At 67.8% G+C, this 25,908-nt stretch carries 21 protein-coding genes; 11 read left to right on the forward strand and 10 right to left on the reverse strand.

Translation table 11 applies throughout. The annotated features are described in order from the left end of the window. Positions 1-13: 13 nt before the first annotated feature. On the reverse strand, positions 14-2,890 hold the full coding sequence (locus tag RMO01_RS10725) for a TonB-dependent receptor (protein ID WP_309629042.1): 2,877 nt from the start codon (positions 2,888-2,890) through the stop codon (positions 14-16). Positions 2,891-3,073: 183 nt separating this feature from the next. Here RMO01_RS10725 and RMO01_RS10730 point away from each other — a divergent pair, with 183 nt between their 5' ends. Both RMO01_RS10730 and RMO01_RS10735 read left to right on the forward strand, forming a co-directional pair. Further along, positions 3,074-4,186: a CapA family protein gene (locus RMO01_RS10730; RefSeq protein WP_309629043.1), complete on the forward strand. Its 1,113-nt coding sequence runs from the start codon at positions 3,074-3,076 to the stop codon at positions 4,184-4,186. A gap of 373 nt (positions 4,187-4,559) precedes the next feature. Next, positions 4,560-7,169 carry a glucokinase gene (locus RMO01_RS10735; protein WP_309629044.1) on the forward strand — a complete coding sequence of 870 codons (2,610 nt, stop codon included), beginning with the start codon at positions 4,560-4,562 and terminating at the stop codon, positions 7,167-7,169. A gap of 3 nt (positions 7,170-7,172) precedes the next feature. On the opposite strand, the gene RMO01_RS10740 is transcribed toward RMO01_RS10735, so the two are convergent. Next, entirely contained in the window at positions 7,173-8,834 is a 1,662-nt protein-coding gene (locus RMO01_RS10740; RefSeq protein WP_309629045.1) for an MFS transporter, read from the reverse strand. Between the two features lie 256 nt (positions 8,835-9,090). On the opposite strand from RMO01_RS10740, the gene RMO01_RS10745 reads away from it, so the two are divergent. After that, positions 9,091-11,382, forward strand: a complete 2,292-nt coding sequence (locus RMO01_RS10745; RefSeq protein ID WP_309629046.1) for a DUF4214 domain-containing protein — start codon at positions 9,091-9,093, stop codon at positions 11,380-11,382. 207 nt (positions 11,383-11,589) lie between these two features. Here the strand turns inward: RMO01_RS10745 and RMO01_RS10750 are convergent, their stop codons facing one another. The 6 genes from RMO01_RS10750 to RMO01_RS10770 form a co-directional block, all read right to left on the reverse strand. Further along, positions 11,590-11,961 (reverse strand): helix-turn-helix domain-containing protein, encoded by a 372-nt coding sequence (locus RMO01_RS10750; protein WP_309629047.1) that lies wholly within the window; start codon positions 11,959-11,961, stop codon positions 11,590-11,592. A gap of 461 nt (positions 11,962-12,422) precedes the next feature. Continuing rightward, positions 12,423-12,680 (reverse strand): hypothetical protein, encoded by a 258-nt coding sequence (locus tag RMO01_RS10755; protein WP_309629048.1) that lies wholly within the window; start codon positions 12,678-12,680, stop codon positions 12,423-12,425. After that, positions 12,677-12,961: a response regulator transcription factor gene (locus tag RMO01_RS18110; protein WP_409013070.1), complete on the reverse strand. Its 285-nt coding sequence runs from the start codon at positions 12,959-12,961 to the stop codon at positions 12,677-12,679. Before RMO01_RS18110 ends, RMO01_RS10755 begins: the two co-directional genes overlap by 4 nt. A 180-nt stretch (positions 12,962-13,141) precedes the next feature. Further along, on the reverse strand, positions 13,142-14,812 hold the full coding sequence (locus tag RMO01_RS10760; protein WP_309629049.1) for an MFS transporter: 1,671 nt from the start codon (positions 14,810-14,812) through the stop codon (positions 13,142-13,144). A 383-nt stretch (positions 14,813-15,195) separates the two neighbouring features. Then, a complete protein-coding gene (locus tag RMO01_RS10765; RefSeq protein ID WP_309629050.1) occupies positions 15,196-16,920 on the reverse strand; it encodes a cytochrome c biogenesis protein DipZ in 1,725 nt (574 codons plus the stop codon). A gap of 133 nt (positions 16,921-17,053) precedes the next feature. Further along, positions 17,054-17,197: a hypothetical protein gene (locus RMO01_RS10770; protein ID WP_309629051.1), complete on the reverse strand. Its 144-nt coding sequence runs from the start codon at positions 17,195-17,197 to the stop codon at positions 17,054-17,056. Positions 17,198-17,325: 128 nt separating this feature from the next. Between RMO01_RS10770 and RMO01_RS10775 the strand changes: the two genes are divergently transcribed. The 7 genes from RMO01_RS10775 to RMO01_RS10805 all read left to right on the forward strand — a co-directional run bounded on the left by RMO01_RS10775 (position 17,326) and on the right by RMO01_RS10805 (position 22,564). After that, positions 17,326-17,991: a PepSY-associated TM helix domain-containing protein gene (locus tag RMO01_RS10775; protein ID WP_309629052.1), complete on the forward strand. Its 666-nt coding sequence runs from the start codon at positions 17,326-17,328 to the stop codon at positions 17,989-17,991. A 25-nt stretch (positions 17,992-18,016) separates the two neighbouring features. Further along, entirely contained in the window at positions 18,017-18,538 is a 522-nt protein-coding gene (locus RMO01_RS10780) for a DUF2271 domain-containing protein (RefSeq protein WP_309629094.1), read from the forward strand. Positions 18,539-18,549: 11 nt separating this feature from the next. After that, positions 18,550-19,377 carry a DUF4198 domain-containing protein gene (locus RMO01_RS10785; RefSeq protein WP_309629053.1) on the forward strand — a complete coding sequence of 276 codons (828 nt, stop codon included), beginning with the start codon at positions 18,550-18,552 and terminating at the stop codon, positions 19,375-19,377. A gap of 86 nt (positions 19,378-19,463) precedes the next feature. Next, entirely contained in the window at positions 19,464-20,450 is a 987-nt protein-coding gene (locus RMO01_RS10790; protein WP_309629054.1) for an FAD:protein FMN transferase, read from the forward strand. Continuing rightward, positions 20,447-21,787, forward strand: coding sequence for a sulfite reductase subunit alpha (locus RMO01_RS10795; protein ID WP_309629055.1), 1,341 nt, complete (start codon positions 20,447-20,449; stop codon positions 21,785-21,787). Before RMO01_RS10790 ends, RMO01_RS10795 begins: the two co-directional genes overlap by 4 nt. A 52-nt stretch (positions 21,788-21,839) precedes the next feature. Next, complete coding sequence (locus tag RMO01_RS10800) at positions 21,840-22,304, forward strand: glycohydrolase toxin TNT-related protein (RefSeq protein ID WP_309629056.1); 465 nt, start codon at positions 21,840-21,842, stop codon at positions 22,302-22,304. Next, positions 22,301-22,564 (forward strand): hypothetical protein, encoded by a 264-nt coding sequence (locus RMO01_RS10805; RefSeq protein WP_309629057.1) that lies wholly within the window; start codon positions 22,301-22,303, stop codon positions 22,562-22,564. Before RMO01_RS10800 ends, RMO01_RS10805 begins: the two co-directional genes overlap by 4 nt. Positions 22,565-22,613: 49 nt before the next feature. Here RMO01_RS10805 and mntR read toward each other — a convergent pair whose 3' ends face one another. Beyond that, positions 22,614-23,048, reverse strand: a complete 435-nt coding sequence (mntR, locus tag RMO01_RS10810; protein WP_309629058.1) for a manganese-binding transcriptional regulator MntR — start codon at positions 23,046-23,048, stop codon at positions 22,614-22,616. A 103-nt stretch (positions 23,049-23,151) separates the two neighbouring features. Between mntR and RMO01_RS10815 the strand changes: the two genes are divergently transcribed. Further along, complete coding sequence (locus RMO01_RS10815; protein WP_309629059.1) at positions 23,152-23,868, forward strand: hypothetical protein; 717 nt, start codon at positions 23,152-23,154, stop codon at positions 23,866-23,868. On the opposite strand, the gene gspD is transcribed toward RMO01_RS10815, so the two are convergent. Next, positions 23,865-25,907, reverse strand: coding sequence for a type II secretion system secretin GspD (gspD, locus tag RMO01_RS10820; protein ID WP_309629060.1), 2,043 nt, complete (start codon positions 25,905-25,907; stop codon positions 23,865-23,867). The two genes, RMO01_RS10815 and gspD, sit on opposite strands and share 4 nt — an antisense overlap. Between the last annotated feature and the right edge of the window lies 1 nt (position 25,908).

A 25,908-nucleotide genomic window follows, 5' to 3' on the forward strand; every position in this document is an offset into this window, starting at 1 on the left:
CGGAACCTGGATCCTAGAACTGCAGCCCGAGGCGAATGTAGGCGCTGCGACCGCGGGCGTCATAGGTGTAGATGTCGTAGTTGATCGGGGCGTTGGCGTAGGACGCCGGCGGCTGTTCGTCGAACAGGTTGTTCACCCCGACCGACACCGTCGCATCGTAGATGTTGAAGGCGTAGCTGGCCTCCAGATCGTTGTAGAAGATGGCGTCGGTCACATCGTCCTTGACCGTGTTCACGATGTCGGTGCTCTCGCCGATGTAGCGGCCGCGCCAGAGGGCGCTCCAGGCGCCGTTGTTCCAGCGCAACGAGCTCTGCCCCTTCCAGTGCGGATAGGTGGAGCGGGCGCGATCACCCTTTCCGGCCCGTTCGTCGACGATGTCGGGACCGCCGGTCGGATCGGGGCTGACGGTCGTGAACTCATCCAGATAGGAGGCGTCCAGCACGGCGGCGAACCGGCCGATATCGGTGTCGAACTCGTAGCGCGCCGTGGCGTCGATGCCAGAGGTGCGGATTTCCGACAGGTTTTGCGCGCCCTGGATCAGGCGGGTCACCGCCCCGGTCGACGGGTCGCGGATCACCAGATCGCAGAACGATCCGCCGCGGGTCGCACACAGGTTCAGGATCTGCGCCACGGCCTGGGAGGCGATCGCGTCCGAAATCTTGATGTCGTACCAATCCATCGTCAGCGTGAAGCCCGGCACGAAATCGGGCTGGAACGCGAAGCCGGCGCTATAGGTGTCGGCCGTCTCGGGCTCCAGATTGGGGTTGCCCGAGGTCACGCCCGCGATCAGGCCGTTCAGATTGAAATTGGCCTGGTTGTAGTTGGACGGAATGCCCGCACAGCCCGGCAGGGTCGGACGCGCCGCCGCGCCGCCGTTGCAGGGGTCCACGGCCTGGGAGTTCACCTCGCGCCCGCCCTGGAACAGCTCCAGGATCGACGGCGCCCGGAAGCCCTGGGAATAGGTGCCGCGCAGCAACAACTGCTCCACCGGCCGCCAGCCCACGCCCGCCTTGATCGTCGTCGCGTCGCCGACCGTGTCATAGTTCGAATAGCGGGCCGCGAGACTCAGATCGAGACTGTGCGCCAGCGGCATGTCAGCCAGCAGCGGGATGGCGAACTCCACATAGCCTTCGTGCAGGCTGTATTCGCCCACCGTCGGCACCCGCGTCTGGGCGGTCGTGGTCGTATAGACGTTGGACAGGAAGACGGGAGTCGAGTTGGCGTAGGCGTCCGGCGTGTCGGTCGCCTTGTTCTGGCGATACTCGTAACCCGCCGCCACCGACAGCGGCCCGGCCGGCAACTGGAACAGTTCGCCGGTGATGTTGTAGGTCACGTCGAACAGCTCGGTCGAGTTGGACTCCCGCGTCGTGAAGCGGATGGAGTTGGCCATATCGGCCGTCATCGGACCGAACAGGTTGATCGGCACGCAACCGGCAGAGGCCAGGCAGGTGGCCGGATTGCCCAGCCCCTGGAACAGCCGCTCGTAGTTGACCCCGTTCAGGGCCGAGGACTGGATCTCGTTGCGCGACCAGCTGCCGTTGAGGTCCCACGACCACTCCCGACCGAAGCCGTTGAAGGTCCCCTCGGCGCCGGCGCCGATACGCCAGGTTTCGACGTCCTGGATGTTGTCGCGATTGCCGAGGTCGGTCATCACCTTGCGCACTCGCCAGGCCGAAGTCGCAGCAAAGGCCAGCGCATTGGCCGTCGGCACGCCGTTGGCCGTGCCGAACGGGTTGAACGGGTGGTTGTTGGCCAGGGAATAGCCCCGGATGGTACCGGCCGTGCCCCCGATATCCAGCAGCACCGGCGAGAACATCTGGTTCGACTGACGTCGGTTGTAGAGACCCTCGACGTGGAACGAGACATTGTCCGACAGGTCAGCGCGGAAGCGGCCGTACAGGCCGTAGCGCTCGCTCGGCCCTGCCGAATAGATGCCCTGGGCCTGGGTGTTGAAGAAGTCCTCCGCCAGGGTCGCGGTGCGGAAGCTGTTGTCCGCGAGGTTCCCTGCCCCGTAGTTGCCCAAGGCGATCTGGGTCGCGGGGGTTCCCGAAGTGGCGAAGCCCGTAGCGGTCCCGAAATAGGCGTTGTTTGAGAGGCCAGGCAGGATGAACAGGCCGCGCGGGCTGGTGCCGGGCGCGGTCAGGGGCACCAGGCTGAGTGCAGTCAGGTCACGGTCCGACGTCAGGATCTCGTCCTCACGCGCATAGCTGGCCGACAGGACCACCGAACTGTTCTCGAACCGGCGGCCCCAGTTGGCGACGGCCGAATACTGCTCGCCGTCGCCTTCCGACGTGATCCCCGCGCGGGTATTGAGGCGCAGGCCGTCGAAGTCGCGGATGGTGCGGATATTGACCACCCCGGCGATCGCATCGGCGCCGTAGATGGCCGAGGCGCCGTCCTTCAGCACCTCGATCCCGTCGATCATCCCCAGCGGGATGGTGTTCAAATCGACAAAGTCGCGGAAGCCGCGCTGGCCCACGCCATCGACCCAGCGGTGCCCGTCGACAAGGACCAGCACCCGGTTGCCGCTGCCCTCGGCCCCGCCGAGGTAGCGCAGGTTGATCGAGGAGGCGCCGTAGGATGTGCCCTGGGTTCCGTTGCTGTTCAGGCTGACCCCTGCGGACGGCAAACGCTGCAGCAGATCGCCGACCGACACGGCGCCGGAGTTCTTGATGTCCTCGGCGGTCAGCGTCAGCAGCGGCCCGACCGAGTCGGCGTCGCGACGCTGGATCCGTGACCCGGTCACGATGATCTCGTCGACCGACGACGCTTCGTCCTGAGGCGCCGCCGGCGTCTGGGCCGCAGCCGGTGAGGCCAGCAGGCCCAGGGTCAACGCGGCCAGCGCAGAGCCGGTCAGACACAGTGTCCGGATCGAAATCGTCGTCGCCATGGTCTTGGTCCCCTTGTCCTGCCGGTCCTCGATCGCGGATCGGCCCCTTGGACGGAACAGTCGCAGCGGGTCCGCCGCGTCCGCAACAATATGGCGATTTCGTATCACCTCATGCGCCAGGCGCATGATCTATGAACCAGCGCTCGGCGAAAAGTATGGTCGGGTCCGGAGGCGTACAGGATGATGGATCGACGACAACTCGTCTGGGGCATGGGGGCATTGGCGTCGGTGTCGGGGTACGGGGTCGCGACAGCCGACACCGGCGGATTGCGTATCGACCTCCTGGGTCAGGCCCTGATCGAACACGCCCCCGCAGCCGCCGAATGGCCCGGACGCGCCGGCGTGGTCGGTGTTCTGGAAGGAGCTGACGTCGTCTTCACCAATCTGGAGACCGTCATCCGGGGTCCCCGCGCCGGGGCGCCGACCCGGGAGCTGCTCACTCTGCACGCCTCGGGCCCGGAAATTCTGGAGACGCTGAAGGGCGCCGGCGTCGACCTGCTCACGACGGCGAACAACCACGCCTTCGACCTCGGCAGCGGAGGCATTCTGGACACCCTGGACGCCATCGACGCCACGGGTCTTCGCACGACGGGCAGCGGTGTCGATCTGGCGCGGGCGACCGCCCCCGCCACTGTCGAAACCCCGGCCGGCAAGGTCTCGGCGATCGGCTTCGCCACCGGCAAGGTGCGCCCGGGCGGGGCCGCTGCTTCCGGGCATCCGGGCGTCAACGAGCTACGACGCGATGCATCAGGCGCGCCCCTCGCAGAGGACGAGGCGCGAATCCTGGCCGCGATCCGACAGGCCGCATCCAGCTCCGACGCCGTGATCGCCTGCCATCACAACCACGACTGGGAGCCGGACAACAGCCAGGTCCCCGGCTGGCAACAGGCCTTCGCCCGGCGCTGCATCGATGCGGGCGCGAGCGTCTTCGCAGGCCACGGTTCACCCGTGCTGCAGGGCATGGCGGCACACCGCGGTCGCCCTCTCCTCTTCGGTCTCGGCAACTTCATCTTCCAGACCGAAAAGCCGCAGGGCGCCTACCCGCCGGCGGCGTGGCAGGGCGTCATCGCCTCGGTCATAATCGACGGCGACCGACCCCTCCGCGTTGAACTGACCCCTCTCGTCCTCAACGAAATTGGGTTGAACGGCTCCGAAGACCAGGCCACGCGGGGCTTCCCGACCCTGGCCGGAGACCAGGACGCGGCAGGGATTCTGGCGCGCCTGGCGGCGCAATCGACCGCGCTGGGCGGCCGGGTGAACGTTCGCGGAACCCGCGGCGGGCTTGAGCTGATCTGACGACTGCAATCCTGAGCCGCCCCTGGCTACCCGACGTGGGTTGTCGTCTCGGACAAGATGATCGGGTTGGCGACCAGGTCGGATCCGGGTTTCTGGATGTCCCGCAAACGAAGATGCGCCAGCAGCTGTCACCCGCCGTCCAGCGGCGCAAAGCTCATTGTCACCGGTGTCATCTTACGTAAGGGTAGTCTCAACGCCGTGGAATCGGCGATGGGAGGACTTCGACTGTGGACAGGACATGGCGCCGGCGCGCCGTGCCGGACGCCGCCCAATTTCCGGCCGTCACATGCGCGCCCGATATCTGCGGAACACGTTGTTTGACGAGTCCTGTTTCTCGTCATGCAGGCAACGGCAGACGTCGCAGGTCGGTTGCGTGACCGCGCTGGCCATCGCGGGGGAGATCAATCCCCATCTGTGTCGGTTCGCCCTCATCAACGGTTTCGAGGATCGACGGCCTCTCTTCGCCCACTATGGCGAACGGCTGGTCTCTTCTTTCGACGGCGCCGGTGCGGCCTTGCGATCCTGGCTCGACGCGCTGGATGTCGAGACGCCGCGCCACCTGACGCTCGCGGTCGCCGGGCCTGTCGCGCCTGACCTGATCCATATTCCGCAGTCGGGCTGGCGCTTCTCGCTCGACGCCCTGCGGGCGGAGTTCGGGTTTTCAGGCATTCAGGTCCTGAACACATCGGTCGCCGCGGCGAAGGGCCTCGAAGCTCTGACAGAGGGCGAATGCCTCCCGCTGGGCGGCGTGGAGCGTCCCCATACGCCTCTGGGCAAGGGGCGCTACGCCATCGTGCGACCGGACTACGGCCTCGGCGTCGCGGGTTTCGTCATCGATAGCTCCGGCGCCCGGGTTCTGGACAACGAGGCAGGACACCTCGCCTTTGCTCCGGGCAACCCGCTGGAGATCGAAGTCCTCAAGGCCCTGGCGAAGGTTCATGGGCGTGTCTCCTACGAGCGGCTGATCGCCTGGCCCGCGCTGACGGGACTTCATCAGGCGATGGCCGCAGTCGATGGCGTCGAGGTTGCGACCCTGTCGCCGCTCGAGATCGCTCTTTACGGCCGCACCGGCGCCGACCCGCTCTGCAAGCGCACCCTCGACTGCTTCTTCGCCGTCCTGGGCGACTTCTGCGGAGAGATCGTCCTGTCGGTCGGATCGTCTGACGGCGTTTTCTTGCTGGGTCGGGCCATGCAGGAATGCAGTGATCTCGTCTCCAACAGCGACTTCCGCACACGGTTCGAGTCCAAGGGCCGCCTGAGCGCGGTTGTGCGCGAGCTACCCACCTGGGCGATCAACAGTTCTGCCCAGCTCCTGACCGGGGCGGCGCTCAATTTTCTGGACAAGACCGCAACCGCTGCAGGGCCGGAAAGCGCCCCTGCGGTCCCTCGTCCCTCCCCTGCCCCCACGGTGCTCGCCGCATCCCAGACCGTTGTGGACGCCGCCGACGTCGGCCTTCTGGCGGTGGACGAGGATCTCAGGATTCTCGGCTCCAATACCCGTTACTGGGAGGGGCTCGGTCTCGCGCAGGCCGCCTGTGCGGCCGGCGCCGATATCGCCACGCCTCTGATGGCGCTGGCGGAAGCGGCGGTCTGGTCGCCGCCCGCCGCGACCGATTTCCTGGCCTCGCTGAGAGCGGGCCAGGCGACAACCGCCGAATGGCGACCTGCAGGCGGGCGGGTGCTTCGACAGGTCGCCACCGTGCGGGACGGCGGCGGCTGGGTGATCACTTCCCATGATGTTTCCGTGGTGGTTCGTCGCTCCGAGGAACTGGAAGGCACTGCTGCCAGCCTGCGTCAGGCCAAGCAGGACGCCGAGGTCGCGAACGCCGCCAAATCCGCGTTCCTCGCCATCATGAGTCACGAGATCCGCACACCCCTGAACGGCGTCCTGGGGATGGCGCAAGCGATGGAGGCGGATCCCCTTCCGAAGGTGCAACGCGAACGTCTGGACGTGATCCGTCAGTCCGGGGAATCCCTGCTGGCCATCCTGAACGACGTCCTGGACCTGTCGAAAATCGAGGCGGGCAAGCTGGTCCTTGAGGACGTCGACTTCGACCTGGAGGAACTGCTCAGCGGAGCCCACGCCACCTTCACGGCCCTGGCCAACAAACGCAGTCTCTCGTTCGCCATCGTCACGGCCCCGGAGGCAAAGGGCGCGTGGAAGGGCGACCCGACGCGGATCCGTCAGATTCTTTACAACCTGATATCCAACGCCATTAAATTCACCGAAGTCGGCGGCGTGCGTGTCCGGGCGGAGGTGGTCGAGGGCGACCTGCGCCTCGCCGTCACCGACGACGGCATCGGTATTGCGCCCGACAAGCAGGCGGCGCTGTTCGACCGGTTCACCCAGGCGGACTCCTCCACTACGCGCAAGTTCGGGGGCACGGGGCTGGGCCTCGCGGTCTGCGCAGACCTCGCCCGTCTCATGCAGGGCGGGATCACCGTTTCCAGCAACCCTGGAAACGGCAGCACCTTCTCTGTTCGACTGAAACTGGAGCGCGGAGACCAGGCGCACATCGCTCCCGCCCGCAGCCGCCGGCGACGCCCCGACCAGCGGCGTCTGCAGGACGCGGACACCGACCGGCCGCTCCGGGTCCTGGCGGCCGATGACAACCCGGTCAACCAGCTCGTCTTGCGGACCCTGCTGCTTCAGGCCGGCGTGGATCTTGTCGTTGTGGCAGACGGGGTCGAAGCGGTCGAGACCTGGCGACGCGGGCCTTGGGATATCATCCTGATGGATGTGCAGATGCCCAATATGGACGGCCCGACCGCGACCCGCACCATTCGCGAGGAAGAGGCCAGCGCAGGATTGCCTCGCACCCCTATCCTGGCTCTGACCGCCAATGTGATGAGCCATCAGCTCAAGGACTATCTCGACGCGGGCATGGACGGCTGCGTCGGCAAACCGCTTCAGGTCACGGCCCTGTTCGAAGCGATCGAGGCGGCACTGTCAGGACCACAGCCCGCCGCAGAACAGGCCTGATCGTCACGTGTTCGCGGTCGGATCGTCGGCCGCCAGTTCTCTCGCGTCCTCGCCTCGCGCCCAGGGCAGGGTCCCGGTCTGGCGCTCGATCATGCGGTGCACCCGGATCGGCTCGTTCTCGTCCTGCAGGGCGTGCAGCAGTTCGATGTTGGCCAGGTCCGCCCGGGTTCGACGCGTGTTGTGTCGCACGTAATCGAGCCAGGTCGCGACGTGATACCGCTCGACCCACAGGCCCCGATCGCCGAGGTCGCGCAGCAGCCGCCATCCATGCGCCCCGTCGCGGCGACGGATGCGCCGGCGCTCCGACATGGCGGTCAGGAAGGCCACGAGCCGGTCTTCCGGGATGCGATACTCCACCGTGACGACGATCGGTCCGCTGCGGGGCTCGATCGGCACGTCGGTCTCCGGCTCCCTGAAGCGATCGAGCGGGTCGAGATCCAGCGCCTCCGCATCCGGCAGCGACAGTAGAAAGCCCAGCGCGACGGCGGCGATCTGGGCGCCCGCGGCGATCAGCAAACTGAAGGCCACCCCGTGCGTGTCGGTCAGCCAGCCGAACATGGCGCTGCCGGCCGCCATGCCGCCGAAGACCGCCATCTGATAGATCGACAGCGTCCGGGCGACGACCCAGCGCGGAGAGGCCAGTTGCACTGAAACATTGAACGTCGACAGGGCCAGCACCCACCCTGCTCCGGCGAACGCGAGCGCCGGCAGGGTGACGAACGCCCAGGGGCTGATCGCGGACACCCCGGCCCCGACAGCCAGCGCGAGGCCGGCCGACCGGACAAGGCCCTCGTTCGACAGCCGCGATCTCAACCGGTTGCGGCCGAACGCCCCGCCGACCGCCCCGATCCCGAAAGCGCCGAGCGAGAGTCCGTAGACCAGAGCCCCGCCGCCGATGAGGTCGCGCGCGATCAGGGGCATCAGGGCCGGGATAGCGCTGGCTCCGACGCCGAACGTCGCCGCCCGGATCAGCACCACCCGCAGGTTCGGCGACATGGCCACGTAGCGAAGCCCGGCCTCGATGGCGACGTCTAGCCGCTCGGGCGGTAACAGCTTGGGTGACGGGGGCTGCTTCCATCGGGCCAGCACCGCGATCAGTCCGATATAGCTGACGGCGTTGATGGCGAAGGCTGCGGCTGCGCCGAGGGCGGCGACGATGGCGCCTCCGATCGCGGGGCCCAGGCTGCGGGCGATGTTGAAGCCCATGCCGTTCATGGCCACCGCAGCCGGCAGGGCGGGACGGGGCACCATGTCGCCGACCGACGCCTGCCAGGCCGGGTTCTTCAGCGATGTCCCACAGCCGATCAGGAAGGTAAAACCGAGCAGCAGCCAGGGCGTTAGCAACCCGAACGCCGCGCAGATCGCCAGAGCCGCCGATACGACCAGCATGAAAATCTGGGCGATCAGCATCAGGACACGGCGATCGTGACTGTCGGCCAGGGCCCCGGCCGGCAGGGACAGCAGCACGATGGGCAGGACCGTCGCGGTCTGAACCAGGGCGATGAGCTGGGACGAGGCGCCGAGCGCCGTCATCATCCAGGCTGCGCCGACTGTCTGGATCAACCCGCCGAAGTTGGAAGCGAGGTTCGCGGTCCAGACCGACCGGAAGATCGGCGATCGCCATGGCGACCGGGCGGCCTCGGCGGAAAGGTCTGAAGCGTGCATTTGCAACGGTAACGCCCGGCGGCCCGCCACGCACGCGCGCGCAAGAAAAATGGGCCGGCCCTCGTCGGAGGGCCGACCCCTGGATCGCCTGGCGGGGAGAACAAGCCTGCGAAAAGACCACAGACAGCCGAAGATCAGATGACGTCAGCCGGCAACGGAGTTTTTCCATAGAACGTTGGTTCGAAACCACTTAATCATCGAAGCAGTGACTTGGCGCGCGATGCTCGCTGTCGGGCGCCTTTTATCCGGGGGGACTATGCTGACCATCTATCAGACGGCCACATTTGCGCGTGTGCAAGGCGATTGGGGGCCGATGACGTCGCTGGTGGCGCCCGGCGTCTTGGGGGCTGTGGCTCCTGTCCAATTCGAGGTCATCAATACCGCCAACGCAACGGCGGCTGAGATGACGGCGCTCACCAACATCCTGACGGCCGCGTGGGCGTCATGGGCGGCCGTCCTGGGCACCGATCTGGCGCCGAGGATTCGGATCAGCGTCGTCGATCAAACGACCTCTGGACGGGCACAGGGCGGGACCACGTCCAATGTCACAATCGCGACCATGGCGGACGGTCGGATCATTTCCGAGCCGGTCTTCAACGAAGAGATGCGCACCGGCGTGAACTCCAACGGGATCGTCTCGGACTTCAACATCGAGTGCGATATCGATTATCTCCGTGAAGTGCTCTTCTTCGACTCGACGCTGAGCACGTCCAACGACATTCCGACCAACAGGACCGACGCCTTCAGCGTATTCCTGCATGAGATCGGCCATTGCCTCGGCTTCAACGGCTATGGCCCTGCGGCGACGCATAACTTCCGGACGACATACGATTTCCGCTCGAGCTTTACCGGCGATGTCCTGTATTTTTCCGGCCCCAACACGCTTCTCGCCTATGGCGGCCCCCTGCCTCTGACGACCGGCAACTTCGCCCACTACGGCAACCGCCCGGGAGCAGGTTCGGAGCTGATTCCGGCGACTTTGATGAACGGCGTCGCCTTCTCGAACGGCTTCCGCTACTCGATTAGCGCCCTCGATCTGGCCGTACTTGAGGATCAGGGCGTGGCCACGATCCGCGACGCCATCTACGATCAGACCTGGCTGCCGATCATCAACGGCGGGGCCGGGGTGGATACCTTCCGGGCAGATTATTCCGGCCGGACGACGGCCATCACCATCACCCTCAACTCGACGAGTTTTTCGGCCCCGAGCAGCCTGCCGGCGACCCAGGCCCAGTCGCTCACCCTTCTCAATATTGAACGGTTGGACCTGACCTTGGGGTCGGGAGCGGACGTCATAACGGGCGGTGACTATGTCGACATGATCCGGGGGGGGGCCGGAAACGATACGCTACGGGGCAATGGCGGAGCGGATATCCTGGATGGAGGAGCCGGCTTCGATGTCGCGCTCTATTCCGGCGGGCGGCGCTCGGAGACTCCGGACACGCTGATCTCGATCGAAGAGGCCCGCTTCATCGACGGCATCCTCACGTCGGATGGGTCAAGCGCATCAGCGCAAGTGATGCGGCTGTACAGCGCTACGCTCAACCGCACACCGGATCAGGCGGGTCTGGAAGCCAATGTATCCAACCTCGCTCGTCTCGGGATCGAGGGACTTGCCAATCTGTTTGCCGCCTCGGCTGAGTTCCAGGCGCGCTTCGGAACTCTGAACAACCAGCAGTTTGTCGAACAGATGTATCGTTTCTCGCTCGGTCGCGAGGGAGATGCCGCGGGCGTTGCGCATTGGGTCGGCGTCATGAACGCCGGCGCTACACGCGGGCAGATGGTCGTCGCCTTCTCTGAAAGCGCCGAACACCAGGTCCGCACTGCGGCCACACTCGCGGCCGGTCTTTGGGTCCCGGATCTCCAGGCCCAGGTCATCGCACGGATGTACGATGCGACTTTTGATCGCCTGCCCGATGTCGGAGGTCTGGGGGTGTGGACGGCGAATCTGAAGGGAGGCATGTCACTCCTGACCATCGCCACCGCTTTCGCTGGATCGGCGGAGTTCACCGCGCGCTATGGCGCGGTCTCGAACGAGCAATTCATCCGCCAAATGTATCAGTTCTGTCTGAACCGGGAGGCCGATGCTGGTGGCCTGGCCAGTTGGACCGAGGCTCTGAACTCCGGGACCAGCCGGGCGCAAATGCTGCTCAACTTCTCGGAGAGTCTGGAACACGTCGCGCTGACGGCGGCGTCCTGGCTTGGCGGCATTCGCTTCGCCTCAGGCGCCGGCGCACCGGTGATTGACGCAGGCAAGGGGTTGGACGACGCTCAAGTATTGCCTGCCGACACATCATTCGACGACAGCGGCATCTTCTACGACCTGGCGGATCTCGGCTTGACGTCCGTCAAATATGCGGACGCCTTCGTTCTGCCAGCCCAGCCCGACGGTGGCTTCACAGCTTGCTCATCGATCGACGACCTTGAGCTGGCTGTGCAGCCGGGGGCTCAGACCCCGCTGATAATGCTCAGGGACTTCGTATCGATTGCGAATGATGAGGGTGTCCTGGTGTCGCACGCTCACTCACTGGACTCGGATTGGGCCTGACGGGACTACCCTCGCCCGTGACGACCTCGGCGAACCCCCCGACCATCCTCGCGGGGCTGGGGCGTGGCGCGGTTCTCGCCCGCAGGCGAGGGCTGGCGGATCGAGGCTGCGGCCAAGGGTACTAGGTGTTGAGGACGGGATCGAGTGTGATGCCGGAACGTTCGGCGATGAGCGCGGACCCGCCCCCTCCGCATCTTCAGAAAGGAGTCAGGCGGATGGCTCGCCCGCAAGCGAACGCGCCAGCGCGACGACAATGCGGCGTTGATCCGGCGTTTCGATCCGCCCGTAGGCCTCAAGCAGGGCTTTCGAGCCGCTGACGGCGAACAGGTCCAGGCCATCGCTGGCGCCCGGCTCCTCCGCCTCGAAGAAGGCGCTCACCGGCTGTCCGAGCGCGTGCGAGATAAGCATCAGACGCGAGGCCGACACGCGGTTCGTGCCCCGTTCATACTTCTGTATCTGCTGGAAGGTCACGCCTGTGGCCTTGGCCAGGTCGGTTTGAGTGAGGCCACGCAACTCGCGTATGGCGCGAACACGTTGACCCACGGCGATGTCAATCGGATTAGGCGTCGGGGAAGTCATGAGGCAAGGCTAGAACATTCCCCTCCGCCGACGCAAATCGGGGTGGCGCGTCGCGCCGACGCCCCGGCGGAGACGATCTGATCCCTGGGTTCACCCAGCGCACGCACCGATCCGGTGATGCCGGTCATGGCGTGACTCCCGAGCACGGCCGACAGACCATTCTCGCTGCGAATGGACGACATGGCGGCGATCAGATGGGCGGCCTTTTCAAGGGCCGCATCGATAGCGTCTTCGGTTTCGAACAGAGCTGTGGCCAGCGTCTGTCCATATTCACGACGTTGTACGGGGGGGATCCTTCTCCCGCTCCGCGTGGGCTATGGTGGGCTTTGTTTGCGAGGTCGGTTCAGGTCAGCGAATTCGCTGGGCTTGATCGGCCGATTGCAGAAGGTGCTGGATCATGAGCGTCGCGCCGATGGCTTCCGCGAGCAGAAAGGCGATGCCGCACGTCAGGGCGATCACCATCAACAGGTCCCGCCCGACCCGGCGGTACGCGACGATCGAAGATGGGCCGCGCTCGGCGGCCGATCGTGCTCGGGCAACAGCACGAGCCCGATGCAGATAATCTCGCGCAGCAGATCGAGCTTCGAGAGATATGGACTCATCTCTCGGGTCACCGAGACCAGGTGCAGGACCGCGGCCTTCTCCGCCGGAGTCTGCGCCAGATCTTCGAAGACTGTCTCGAGATAGTCCCAGGTCCATTTCGGAAGTGTCAGGGTCAATGGGGCCTCCTTTCGTGTGGAAGAAGGCGGCGCTCGGAGCCATTTTTCCTAGTCGGGACGCGGTCCCCTACGGGGTCATTCCGTAGACCCGCGTTGAGCAGGGGAAGCGCTGCGTCACGGCGTGAGCTGACGCCAAGCCGCTTGCACCCGGTCTCGATATGCTTGTCGACGGTCTTTGAAGAGATGCCGAGACCGCGTGCGATCTCCTTCGACTGACGATGCTGCGCCACGCCCACCAGGCACTGACGTTCTCGGGTGGTGAATTGCTCAAGGTTGTTCATCGGTTCGCCCCGGAACAACCAATAGGATTGTGGACAGGAACGCAAATCCTATGCGTTCGGTTTGCGCTTTTTTGTACGACGGCAGACACACAGGTCGCAGCCCCGCCGTCAGCAGTATCCGCTGTTCGACTTCGGCAACGCCCCGACGGGCGGATAAACCGCCTGTCATCGCCTCGGGGCTCAGGCGTGGATGTCCACGTCCTTGCCTTCCTTGACGAGCAGGAAGCCGAGCACCGCCGTCGCGATAGCGATGACGATCGGGTACCAGAGGCCATAGTAGATGTTGCCCGTGGCCGCGACCATGGCGAAGGCCGTGGTCGGCAGGAAGCCGCCGAACCAGCCGTTGCCGATGTGGTAGGGCAAGGACATCGAGGTGTAGCGGATGTTGGTCGGGAACATCTCCACCAGGGCCGCCGCGATCGGCCCGTAGACCATGGTCACATAGAAGACGAGCACGAACAGGATCGCGATGACCAGCGGCTTGTTCACCAGGGCGCTGTCAGCCTTGGCCGGGTAGCCGGCGGCCTTGAGGGCCTCGCCCAACCCCTTCTCCCAGTCCGTCCGGGCCGTCTTGAAGTCGGCCGAAGGCATGGTCTCGCCGCGGAAGCTCTGCACGGTTGTTCCCCCGATGCGGACCTCGGCCACCGTCCCGGCCGGAGCGGCGACGTTGTCATAGGTGACGCCCGCCTTGGCCAACCAGGATTTGGCCAGGTCGCACGACGTGTTGAAGACCGTCTTGCCGACCGGATCGAACTGGAGCGAGCAGTCGGCGGGGTCCGCATAGACAGAGACCGGAGCCGAAGCCGTGGCCGCCGCGAGTTGCGGATTGGCCGCCCCGGTCAGGGCGTGGAACAGGGGGAAATAGGTCAGGGCGGCGATCAGACAGCCGCCGAGGATGATCGGCTTGCGGCCCACCTTGTCCGACAGCCAGCCCCAGAAGACGAAGAAGGGGGTAGCCAGCAGCAGGGCCGCGGCGATCATCATACTGGCGAGCGCGCCGTCGACCTTCAGTACCCGCTCAAGGAAGAACAGGGCGTAGAACTGGCCCGTGTACCAGACCACGGCCTGACCGGCGGCGAGGCCGACCAGGGCGATCAGCACCAGCTTCAGGTTCGGCCATTTGCCGAAGCTGTCCTTCAGCGGCGTGGCCGAACCCTTGCCCTCGGCCTTCATCCTCGCGAACGCCGGGCTCTCGGCCAGCTTCAGCCGGATCAGCAGCGACACGCCCAGCATCAGGATCGAGAGCAGGAACGGGATGCGCCAGCCCCAGTCGAGGAAGGCTTCCTCGCCCACCGCGAACCGCACGCCGAGGATGACAAGCAGGGAGATCATCAGACCGGCGGTAGCCGTGATCTGGATGAAGGAGGTGTAGAAGCCGCGTTTGCCCGGAGGCGCGTGCTCGGCGACATAGGTGGCCGCCCCGCCGTACTCCCCGCCCAGGGCCAGCCCCTGAAGCAGCCGCATCAGCACCAGGATGATGGGCGCCGCGATGCCGATGGTCGCGTAGTTGGGCAGCAGGCCGACGACGAAGGTCGAGAGCCCCATCAGCAGCATGGTCACCAGGAAGGTGTTCTTCCGCCCCCACAGGTCGCCCAGCCGCCCGAAGACGATGGCCCCGAAAGGCCGCACCGCGAACCCGGCGGCGAAGGCCATCAGGGCGAAGATGTAGCCCGTGGTCTCGTTCACGCCGGAGAAGAACTGGGTCGTGATGATCGCGGCCAGGGAGCCGTACAGATAGAAGTCGTACCACTCGATCACCGTCCCGACCGACGAGGCCAGGATGACCAGCCGGTCGTTGCGGTCGACCTTGTGGTCGGGGTCCGCCGGCGTCTCGATGGTCGCGTCCGTCATGGTCCGTCGCCTCCCGGCAAGGTCGTCCTCGACCGCATCGGAATCGCCCCCCAAAGGCGCCCGTCGCCGCCACCATGACAGGAAGTCCCCGACCTTGTCAGGCCCCGCTGGCGGATGTTCGCCGAGCCGAGGCGGATCGACATCGACCGGCTGGTGCTGTCGACCGAGGCCATGTGCTGCGGGGGTTCGTCCGTCAGTCCGGACGAAAAACACCTGACGAAACGGACGAAACGGACGAAATCCGGGTGTTCGCCCTCTCCGCGAACCGAGACCGCACACTATAGGGCGCCCCGATATCAGGGCGCGTTCGGGGCGGAACGCATCCCGCCAGCACTGACCAGATCGGGTTTTCGGCGCCGGATAGAAAAATCTGTGTGACGGAATCAGCCGAAGGTGAAGGCGAAGACCTGGGCGCCGGGGTCGAGGAATTCGATCTCGAACAGGTGCTCGCCCGCACCGTCAGACCGGCGCAGCAACTGGTACAGACGCTGGCTGTCGATCGTGCCGACGCCCGAGGCGTCGATGTCGACGCCCGCATCCGGGCCCGGCGCACGGCCGTCAATGGTCACGCGGAAGCGGACCGGGCGGCCCTCAGCCGAGCCGATGACGAGGTGCAGGTCGCGCGCCTTGAAGCGGAAGGCGAGCTTGCCGCCCGCGTTGGCCTCGGCATGTTCAGCCCGGATCGTCCAGGCCCCGGACAGACCCCACTGGTTCAGGGTCAGGGCCGGGATGGAATAGGTCTGCACCCCGTCCCGGACCGACGCCTCGGGAGAAGCGAGCCCCCTGGTGCGGCTGTAGCCGACATAGGTCTCGGGCGACCCGACCTCTCCGCCGCGGGGCATTTCGGCGCCCGTGCTGGTGGTCGCGGCCAAGTCGGGACCGGGGTCGCGCCCGGCCTCGCGCAGGAGCTGACGGATGATCTGTTCCGATTGGGCGTACTCGCCCTCGCCGAAGTGGACGTGGCGGATGTGGCCGCGGGCGTCGATGAAATAGTGGGCCGGCCAGTAGCGGTTCGAATAGGCGCGCCAGATGGCGAAGTCGTTGTCCAGGACCACCGGGTACGGCAGACCGAACCGGCGCACGGCGTCGCGGACATTGTCGGGGTTCTTCTCGAAGGCGAACTCCGGCGTGTGCACGCCGACCACGACCAGGCCGGCGTCACGATATTTCTCGGCCCAGCCCCGCACATAGGGGAAGGTCCGCACGCAGTTGATGCAGGAGTAGGTCCAGAAGTCGACGACCACGACCTTGCCGCGCAGGCCCTCGATCGTCAGGGGATCGGAGTTCATCCATTCGCCCCCCCCGACGAAACCGGGCGCAGGGCCGAAGTCCGGCAGGTTCTCGACATCGACCTCACGGTTGGACGCGGCCGGCGAGGCCATGCCGGCGCGGGCCAGAAGTCCCTGTTCGATGGCGCCGGTGCTGCCCGCAGAGATGCGGGTCAGCAAGCCTGTGTCGAGACCCAGGGCGATGGCCGCGACCCCGATCAGGACGAGAACGCCCAGACCCTTGCGCACCCACTCGCCGACGCCGAGCGACTTCTTCATCGTCTGGAACACCTTGCCGCCGACCAGAAGGGCCAGGGCCAGCGACGTCGCCGCCCCCGCCGCATAGGCCGCCAGCAACAGGGTCGTGTTGACTGACGCCCCCTGCAGGGCCGCGCCCGTCAGGATCAGGCCCAGGATCGGTCCCGCGCAAGGCGCCCACAGCAGACCCGTCGCCACCCCCAGCAGGAAGGACGGCCAGATCGACGACCGGCCCGCCGCCTGTTCCAGACTGGCCCGCTCGGTCAGCCGCGATCCCAGGGCCACCAGAGGTCGGGTCAGGCGGTCGGCCAGACCCGGGAAGACGAGCGTCAAGCCGAGCACGGCCATGACCGCCAGGGCGATCCAGCGGCCGAACTCATTGGCCTGCACCGCCCATCCGCCTCCGACGGCCGCCAGGGTCGCAACGCCGGCAAACGTCAGCGCCATCCCGATCAACAACGGCAGGCCGCTGCGGATGAAGGGTTGTTCCGCCCGCGCGAACACGAACGGCAGGACGGGCAGGATGCAGGGGCTGACGATCGTCAGGGCGCCGGCGAGGTAGGCGATCAGGAACAGGAGCATGCGGAACTGGATCTCGTTGCTGGGCGTGTCTCTACGCCGGGCGGCGCCATGAAGTTACGTCTGCCTGTTCGCGAAGGACGCCAACCCATACGCTCCACTCATGGTTCGTTCTCGTCGAATACGTCCGCGCCTCTTACCCGGCGCGCCGGTTCCGGTTGGGTCGGTCCCCCATAACCGAGGGCAGTTGGTCGGTGTCGGGGCTCAGCTGCACCATGCCGAACGGCGCGACTGGCCGCCAGACACCCGCCATCGCCGCCGCATGACCGATACACCGCATCGGGATGCTCCTCGTCGCTACTTCGGAGACCCTGTCAGCCGGGATTCGGCCTGTCGCCCAAGCGCAGCGACAAGCGAACACAGGTCTAGGCACTTGCAAATCATTCTCAGCTTTGGCACAGCCCGTCCGTGACCGACGCCGCCGCAAAACCTGTCGACAAGGCCGCGCCGCGCGCGCGCGCGATGAACGGCGCCCGCGCCTTCTGGCTGAAGGAGCTGCATCGCTGGCACTGGATCTCCGCGGGCCTGTCGATGGCCGGGATGCTGCTGTTCGCGATTACCGGCATCACCCTGAACCACGCGGCCCAGATTCCGGCCGAGCCGGTGACGGTTGAGTTGACCGCGACCCTGCCCTCTCCCCTGCTCGAACGCCTGTCGGACTTCCCTGACGAGACCACCGATCCGGTTCCCGACGCCATCGCCCGCTGGGTGTCCTCGGAACTTGATGTCTCCGTGGCTGGCAGGCCCACCGAGACGGCGCCCGACGAAGTCTATGTCGCCCTGAAGGGCCCCGGCTCCGACGGCTGGGTCACCATCGACCGTGCTTCGGGCGAGGCGATCAAGGAGACCACGACGCGCGGCTGGGTCGCCTATATCAACGACCTGCACAAAGGCCGCGACACCGGTCCGGTCTGGTACTGGTTCATCGACGTCTTCGCCGTCGCCTGTATCGTCTTCACCGTCACCGGCCTGACCCTGCTCTGGCTACACGCCCGGACGCGCGCCTCGACCTGGCCCCTGGTCGGCCTGGGCGTCGCGATCCCGGTCATCATCGCCCTCATCTTCATCCACTGACGAGTCCTCCCCCATGTCGTCCCGTATGCGCCCCCTGCCCCTGATCCTCGCCGCCGGCGCCGCTTCGATCGCAGCGCCCGTCGTGGCCGCCGACCTGACGGTGACGGTGACGGTGCCCAGCATCTCCACCGCCGCCTATCACCGCCCCTATGTGGCTGTATGGATCGAACGCGCGGCCGATCAGGTTCCAATGCACACGATCGCCCTGTGGTACGAGGCCGGCGCCACGGCGCGCGGCGACGGCGACGGCGAACAGTATCTGAAGGACATCCGCACCTGGTGGCGCAAAGGGGGGCGCGCGACCACCCTGCCGATCGATGGCGTGACAGGCCCCACCCGGGCGCCGGGCCGCCAAACCATCACGGCCCCGGCCGGCCGCATGTCCGCCCTTCCGGCCGGTTCCTACAACGTCGTCGTTGAAGCGGCCCGCGAACAGGGCGGCCGCGAGGTCGTCCGCGTGCCCTTCACCTGGGGCGGCGCAGCCAACTCCGCCTCCGCCTCCGGAACCTCCGAACTGGGCGCCGTCCGCGTCGCCGTCACCCGCTAAGGATCAGTCGCATGAAGAAGTTCATTCTGCCCGCTCTCGCCGTCCTGGCCGCGGTCGCCGCACCCATGTCGGCGACCGCGCACCGCGGCTGGCTGATGCCGTCATCGACCGTCCTGTCGGGTGACTCGGCCTGGGTCGCCTTTGACGCCGGCGCCTCGAACGGCGTTTTCATCGCTGACCACGCCCCGCTGCGCCTGTCGCCCCAGACCCTGTCGATCACCGCGCCCGACGGCTCGGCCGGCGCGGCCGCCAACCTGATGCAGGGCGCCTACCGCACCACCTTCGACGTCGAGATCAACAAGCCGGGAACCTGGAAGATCGCCAATGGCTCGGCGGGCATGAACGCGACCTGGACGCTGAACGGCGAACAGGGCCGCTGGCGGGGTCCGGCCGCCGAGATGGCCGCCAACATCCCGGCCGGCGCCACCGACGTCGTCTCGGCCTTCAGCGCCAGCCGTCTCGAGACCTTCGTCACCCTGGGGGAGCCGACGACCAGCGTCTTCACCCCGACCGGAGTGGGCATCGAAATGGTCCCGGTGACCCACCCGAACGACCTGGTCGCCGGCGAGGCGGGGACCTTCCAGTTCCTGAAGGACGGCCAGCCCTACGCCAACGCCGACGTCATCGTGGCGCGCGGCGGCCTGCAGTACCGCGACAACCCGGAGGAGATCGCTGCGAAGACTGACGCCGACGGCAAGGTCTCGATCACCTGGCCCGAAGCCGGCCTGTACTGGATGAACACCGCGTGGCGCGACCCGTCGGCGCCGGCCGGCGGCGGCCGCAACGGCCCGCCGGTCGCCTCGGCCCAGTACACCGCCGTCCTGCAGGTCCTGCCCTGACCCTTCGCGGATCGCGGGGCGCGCCGCCGCCACTGGATTTCCGCCAGGCGGACGAGCGGGCGGCGACCCGCGTCCTGATCCCGCCGATGGGCGCTCCGCCGTCCCGGCCTCCCGGCGACGACGTCCGTCGACTGGGCGGCGAGACCATGGGCACGACCTGGTCCGTTCGCGCTGTCGCTCCGTCAGGAGTAGATGATGCGACCCTGACAGTCGCCGTCCAGACCGAGCTGGACGCGGTCGTCGCTGCCTTCAGCCCGTGGGACCGGAGCAGCGAGATCTCCCGCTTCAACGCCGCCCCCGCCGGCATCTGGGCCCTGTCACAGGCCTTCTGGACCGTGCTCGACGCCTCCATGAATCTGGCCGACGACACCGACGGCGCGGTCGATCCGACCCTGGGCGCCCTCGTCGACCTGTGGGGCTTCGGCCCGACCGGACCGCGGATCGGCGCCGTCCTTCCCTCGGATGAGGAAGTGGACGAAGCTCTCGCCGCCAGCGGCTGGCAGAAGCTGCGCCTCAGCCGTGATGCGCGGGGCGCCATGCAACCCGGCGGGATGAAGCTGGACTTCTCCGGCATCGCAAAGGGTCATGCCGTAGACCGCGTCTCCGCCGCCCTGACCCGGCTTGGCGCGACGTCCCATCTGGTCGAAATCGGCGGGGAGATGCTGGGCAAGGGCGTCAAGCCGGACGGCCAGCCGTGGTGGATCGGTCTGGAGGAGCCCCCCGGCGCGCCGTCCTCGCGCACCGTGGCCGCCCTGGTCGACATCGCCGTGGCCACCTCCGGCGACTGGCGTCGCGCCTTCGAGCACGACGGCCGTCTCTATCCGCACACCATCGACGGCAGGACCGGCCGGCCGATCGACAACGGCGTGACCTCGGTCACCGTCTTTCACGCCAGCGCCATGATCGCCGACGCCTGGGCGACCGCCTTGACCGTCCTGGGCCCCAAGGCCGGCCCTGCGACCGCCGAGGCCTACGACCTGGCCGCCCAGATGGTGGTCCGCACCGCCGACGGCGTCGTCGAACACCTGACTCCCGCCTTCGTCGCCATGATGGACGAGGACGACGCGGCGTGAGCGACGGTTCCGTCCGCTGGCTGTGGGCGGCCCTGACCGTCGTCGCCTGGCTGGTTTTCACCGGCTGGACGGTCTGGCGGTTCCGCGCGAAGCCCGCGACGGCCCCCCAGCCGGGCGCGACCCTGATCGTCGTGGCCAGCCAGACCGGCTTCGGCGACGAACTGGCCGGGATAACCCGCGGCGCCTTCGCCGATGCCGGCCAGCCGGTGCAGGTGAAGTCCTTCGCAGACATCACACCGGCTGACATGACCGCCGCCGCCCGCGTCCTGTTCATCGCCTCGACCACCGGCGAGGGCGACGCGCCCGACAGCGCCTCCGGCTTCGTCCGCAAGGTGATGAACGACCAGACCGACCTGACCGGCGTCAGCTACGGCCTGCTGTCCCTCGGCGACCGGACCTACGCCGAGTTCTGCGGTTTCGGTCGCGCGCTGGACGGCTGGCTGCGCTCCACCGGAGCCCGGGCCCTGTTCGATCCGGTCGAGGTCGACAACGGCGACGCCGCCGCGATCCGTCACTGGCAGGTCGAACTCAGCCGCCTGACCGGCTCGGTCGCCGCCCCTGACTGGGCTCCCGTCGCTGATACCGACTGGCGTCTGGTCGAGCGCCGCCTGCTGAACCCCGGCGGCCCCGGCGAAGGGGCCTGGCATCTGGCCTTCGAGCCCGTCGACGGCGTCCTGCAATGGGTCGCCGGCGACATCGCCGATATCGGCGTCCCATCGCCCGAGGGTGGCCTGGCCCGCCGCGAATACTCGGTCGCCTCCCTGCCCGCCGACGGCCGCGCCGAGTTCCTGATCCGCCGGATGCGGCGCCCGGACGGGACGCCGGGTCTGGCCTCCGGCTGGCTGACCGGGACGCTTCAGGTCGGCGAGATCGCCCCGATGCGTATCCGCGCCAACCGCGCCTTCCACGGCCCGGACGCCGCCACGCCGATGATCCTGATCGGCAACGGCACGGGCATCGCCGGCCTCCGGTCCCACCTGAAGACCCGCGCGGCGGCCCCTGCGACCGGCGGCGCCTGGCTGATGTTCGGCGAGCGGACCTCAGCCCACGACAGCTTCCACGACGCCGAGCTCCAGGGCTGGCTGGCGGATGGGACCCTGACCCGTCTCGACCGCACCTTCTCGCGCGACCCCGGCGACGGCCGCTATGTTCAGGCCGTGATCGAGGCCGAAGCGGATTCCGTCCGCGACTGGGTCGCGCGCGGCGCCGTCCTCTATGTCTGCGGAAGCCTCGAGGGCATGGCCGGCGGCGTGAACGCCGCGCTCGAAGCCGTTCTCGGGGTCGAAGCCCTGCGCGACCTCGTCGAGACCGGTCGCTACCGCCGCGACGTCTACTAGCCGCCGGCGTCGACGCAGGTGTAGCCTCCCGTCGGGAACGGGGGAGATGACGATGACGACCTTCAGAACGGCCGCGCGCGACTGGCTGCTGACGCCGCTCATGCTGGTGATGGCGGCGCTGACGCTGGGACTGGCGGGCTGCAGCACCGTCGCCGCGCCCTCGACCTACGCCACGCCCGCTCCCTCCGTCCTCGTCGAGGCCTGGGCCGGACCGGTCGAGGAGATCCGGACCGATCGGGTCATGACCTTTTACCGGGCCTACGGCGGCGGTGCGAACCGGCTCGGCGCCTGGCTCTCGCCGGTCCAGCCGACGTCTTCGCAGGGCGTGCGCGAGGCCATGGCCCTGCCGCCCGCCAACACCGCCGAATCCTATTCGGTGGTCACTGTGCCCGCCGGAACCCTGATGAAGGTCGGCATCGCCGCCCCCGCCTTCGGCCAGCCCGGCGGCGGACGACAGGTCCAGCTTCTCGAACTGATCCCGGCCGAGAGCTTCTCCGACCCGATTCCCCTCCCATGACGCAGATCGAACTGCCTGAAGGCGATCGTCTGGTGCTTCACGGCCTGTCCGCGCCCGAGGGTGAGCGCGGCGCCGTCGTCCGACTTCACGCGACCGGCCGCCGCCGCTGGATCGCCCACCCGCCGAAGGGCGAGGGCCAGGACGCCTTCGTCGCCGTGCGGCTGGAGGACGGGATTCTTCTCGCAGACAGTTTTCAGGGTCTGAGCTTCCGCATCGATCTCGACACCGGCGCGGTCCGGGCGAGCGCCTTCCTCAAATAGCGGACGCGCGGACCCGACCCAGCCTTGGCACCGGGGCCGTGCGGCGAACCTAACCGCCCTTGCGGAGCCGCTTGGTCATGCTTTCGAACAGGGCCAGGGTCTCGGGGCTGACGTGGTGCTCGATCCCCTCGGCGTCGGCCTCGGCGGTCTCTCCGGTGACGCCCAGCGCAATCAGGAATTCATGCACGATCCGGTGCCGCTCGCGAGAGGCCGCCGCCATCGTCTCGCCCGCAGGCGTCAGGGCGATCGAGCGATAGGGTTTTGTCTCGACCAGGCCGTCGCGTTGCAGCCGTTGCAGGGCCTTGGCCGCCGTGGCCGGGGCGACGCCGAGGCAGTCCGCCAGATCCGTGAGCCGCGCCGATCCCGTCTCGGCGATCAGATCGCCGACCAGTTCGACATAGTCCTCCGCCACCTCGCTGGAGCGGGCGTCGCGCATTCGGCGGAAGGCGGCGGCGCGTCGGGCGGCGCCGGGAACCTGAACCACGTCGGTCTCCTGAAACAGCGGGCGGCCCGCGAGTCACCAGCACCCTAGACGACACAGACGGCGATTTCATCGTCCTGTCGCCTTAGGTCCGCATGAGATCGGCATGGTATTCAAGCTTCCGATGCGTCTGCTCCGCCCCGTCCTGCTCGTCCTGATGCTGGTCGCCGCCCCGGCGCTCGCCCAGGCGCCGGCGACCGTGCCGATCCCGGCCGCCGCCGAGCCGCTGCAGTTCTATGTCTTCAGCTTCACCGACACCCCCGTCGCCGAGGCGGCCCAGGATGTGGTCGGCGGCGCCCTCGCCTGGGACGTCACCATCGATCCGGCTGTCGATGGGGTCGTCACCTTCCGCGCCGACGGCTGGTATTCTTCGGACGCCCTGCTCAGGGATTTCGGCGCCGCCCTGCTGGACCAGGACATCGCCCTCGTGCGCACGGCGCCCGGGGCCTATGCCGTCGTCCCGCGCGCCAATGTGCCGATGCTGCTGGCCCGCGGGGGAGCGCTGATGACCCTGGCCGAGCCGGTCACTGCGCGCCCCCCGGTCCCCGCCCCTACGGCCGCCGCCCCCACCGCCGTCTATGGCAAGGACCGCTGGTGGGACGGCGCCTTCACCGCCTTGCTGATCTTCTTCGGCGGAGCGCTCGCCGGCGCCGCGGCCCTGTTCGGCGGCCAGACTGTCTACCGCCGGGCGGAAGCGCGGCACCGGATTGCGGCGCCCCTGCTTCAGCTGACCGACCAGCGCCAGCCCCTCGCTCGCCCGCCCGAAGGCGCCGAGGCCGATCCGGACCTCGTCATTCCTCGCTTCGACGAAAAGCGCGGCTAGAAGACCTCGTCGACCTCGGGCTGAAGCCGGGGATCGCGGCCGATGGCCTCCGGCCGCGTCGGATCGAGCCGCAGCGGTTCCGAGCGCCGCAGCCGGTCGTAGGCGTCCTGCGCATCGGCCGCGACCGAGGCGCTGTCGCGCAGGATCGTCGGCTTCAGGAAGATGAACAGGGTCCGTCGCGTCTGGCTGTCACGGCGCGAACGGAAGGCCGCGCCGATCAGCGGCAGGCTGCCCAGACCCGGCACGCGACTGTTCGCGGTCTGGCGGTCGTCGGTCACGAGCCCGCCCAGCACGATGGTCTCGCCGTCATCCGCCAGGGCCGAGGTCTGCAGGCTGCGGCGATTGGTGATCAGGTCCGCCGCGCCGATGACGGCCGTCGGCACCAGCGACGAAATCTCCTGGCTGACCTCCAGCCGAACCACCCCGCCCTCATGCACGCGCGGCACGACCCGCAGGGTCAGGCCCACGTCCTCGCGGCTGATGGTCGTGAAGGGATTGGTCGAGTTGCCGTCGGTGGCGAAACTGCCGGTCCGGAACGGCACGTTCTGGCCGACCACGATCTCGGCCGCCTCGTTGTCCAGGACCGTGATGCTGGGCGAGGACAGCAGGTTCGCGGCGTTGTTGGTGCCTACAGCTTGCAGCAGCAGACCGAAGTCGCCCTCGGATCCCGCCGCCAGCGACAGGCCCGCGCCCAGCAGGCGCCCGGCCGGATAGCCCAACGCCGTCAGCACCGTGCCCAGATCGGTGCCCGCGTTCGAAAAGCCCGTGCCGCCGATCACACCGTCTTCGGGCACTGCGCCGCCGAGGCCCAGTTGCACCCCGATCTGCTCGCCCAGCTCGCCTGTGATCTCGACGATAGCCACCTCGATCTTCACCTGGGCGCGGCGCAGGTCGAGCTGGCTGATCACATCCTCGAGCATGTCCACCGTCGCGGGCGGGCCGCGCATGACCACGGCGTTCAGTTCGGGAGAAGCCTGAACCGTCACGCCGTCCGCGGTAAAGCCTTCAGGCCGCGCCGCTGGCCCCGCCGGGGCCGCCGCGCCCTCGCCCGACGACGAGATCGCGCCGGCAGCCTGGGCCGCCGTGTCGCGGTTCGAGGCGCTCAGGCTGGCCAGGCCGGTGCTGCCTCGCAGCGAGCGCGCCACCGGGTTGGTCGCCGGGGGCTCGCCGCCCAGCAGGCCGCGCACGATCTCGGTGATCGATTCCGCGTCGGAGTTCCGCAGACGCACGACCCGGGTCACCGGCGTCGCCCCGCCCGGCGTGTCCAGCGCCTGAACGATCGACCGGGCCTGGGCCAGATCGGCGGCGTCACCGCGGATCAGGAGGACATTGGACCGTTCGTCGGCCGTCACGCGCGGACCGCCGGCGTCCGAGCCCAGCAGGGCGCTGACCGACGCCGCCACCTCGGTCGCCGACGCGTGACGCAGGGCGATGCTGTCGAACGAGGTCCCGCCGCCCTGATCGAGCGTCGCCGCGAGCTGCTGAACGCGGCGAATGTTCTCGGCATAGTCGGTCACGACGACGCCGTTCGGCTCGGTCAGGGCCTCGATGGCGCCGAAGGACGACACCAGCGGCCGCAAGGCGCGCACGGCCTGATCCGAAGGCAGGTTCCGCAGGCGGACCAGACGCGTGACGATCTGCTGATTGGAGCTGGCCGCGCCGGTCTCCGACGCCCCGCTCTGCACCACCGTCGCCTGGGGCACGATGCGCCAGACATTGCCGCTGCGGACGGCAGCGAAGCCCGAGGTCCGCAGCACCGACAGGAACAGCTCCCATACCCCGTTGCGGCTCAGCGGCTCGGCCGAGACGACGTTGACGACGCCTTGCACCTGCGGGTCCAGCACCAGCGTCCGGCCGGTGATGCGGCTGACCTGTTCGGCGACGTCCTTGATGTCGGCCCCGCGCATGTTGATGACCACGTCCTGCATGGCGACCGGCGCGGGTGCGACCGTCTGGGCCATCGAGGGCGCGGCCACGGGACCAGCCGCGAGGCTGAGGGCCAGCACGCTGGTGGTTGTCAGGCGGAGAAACTTCGTCACG

Source organism: Brevundimonas sp., assembly GCF_031412435.1.
Taxonomy (GTDB): Bacteria; Pseudomonadota; Alphaproteobacteria; order Caulobacterales; family Caulobacteraceae; genus Brevundimonas.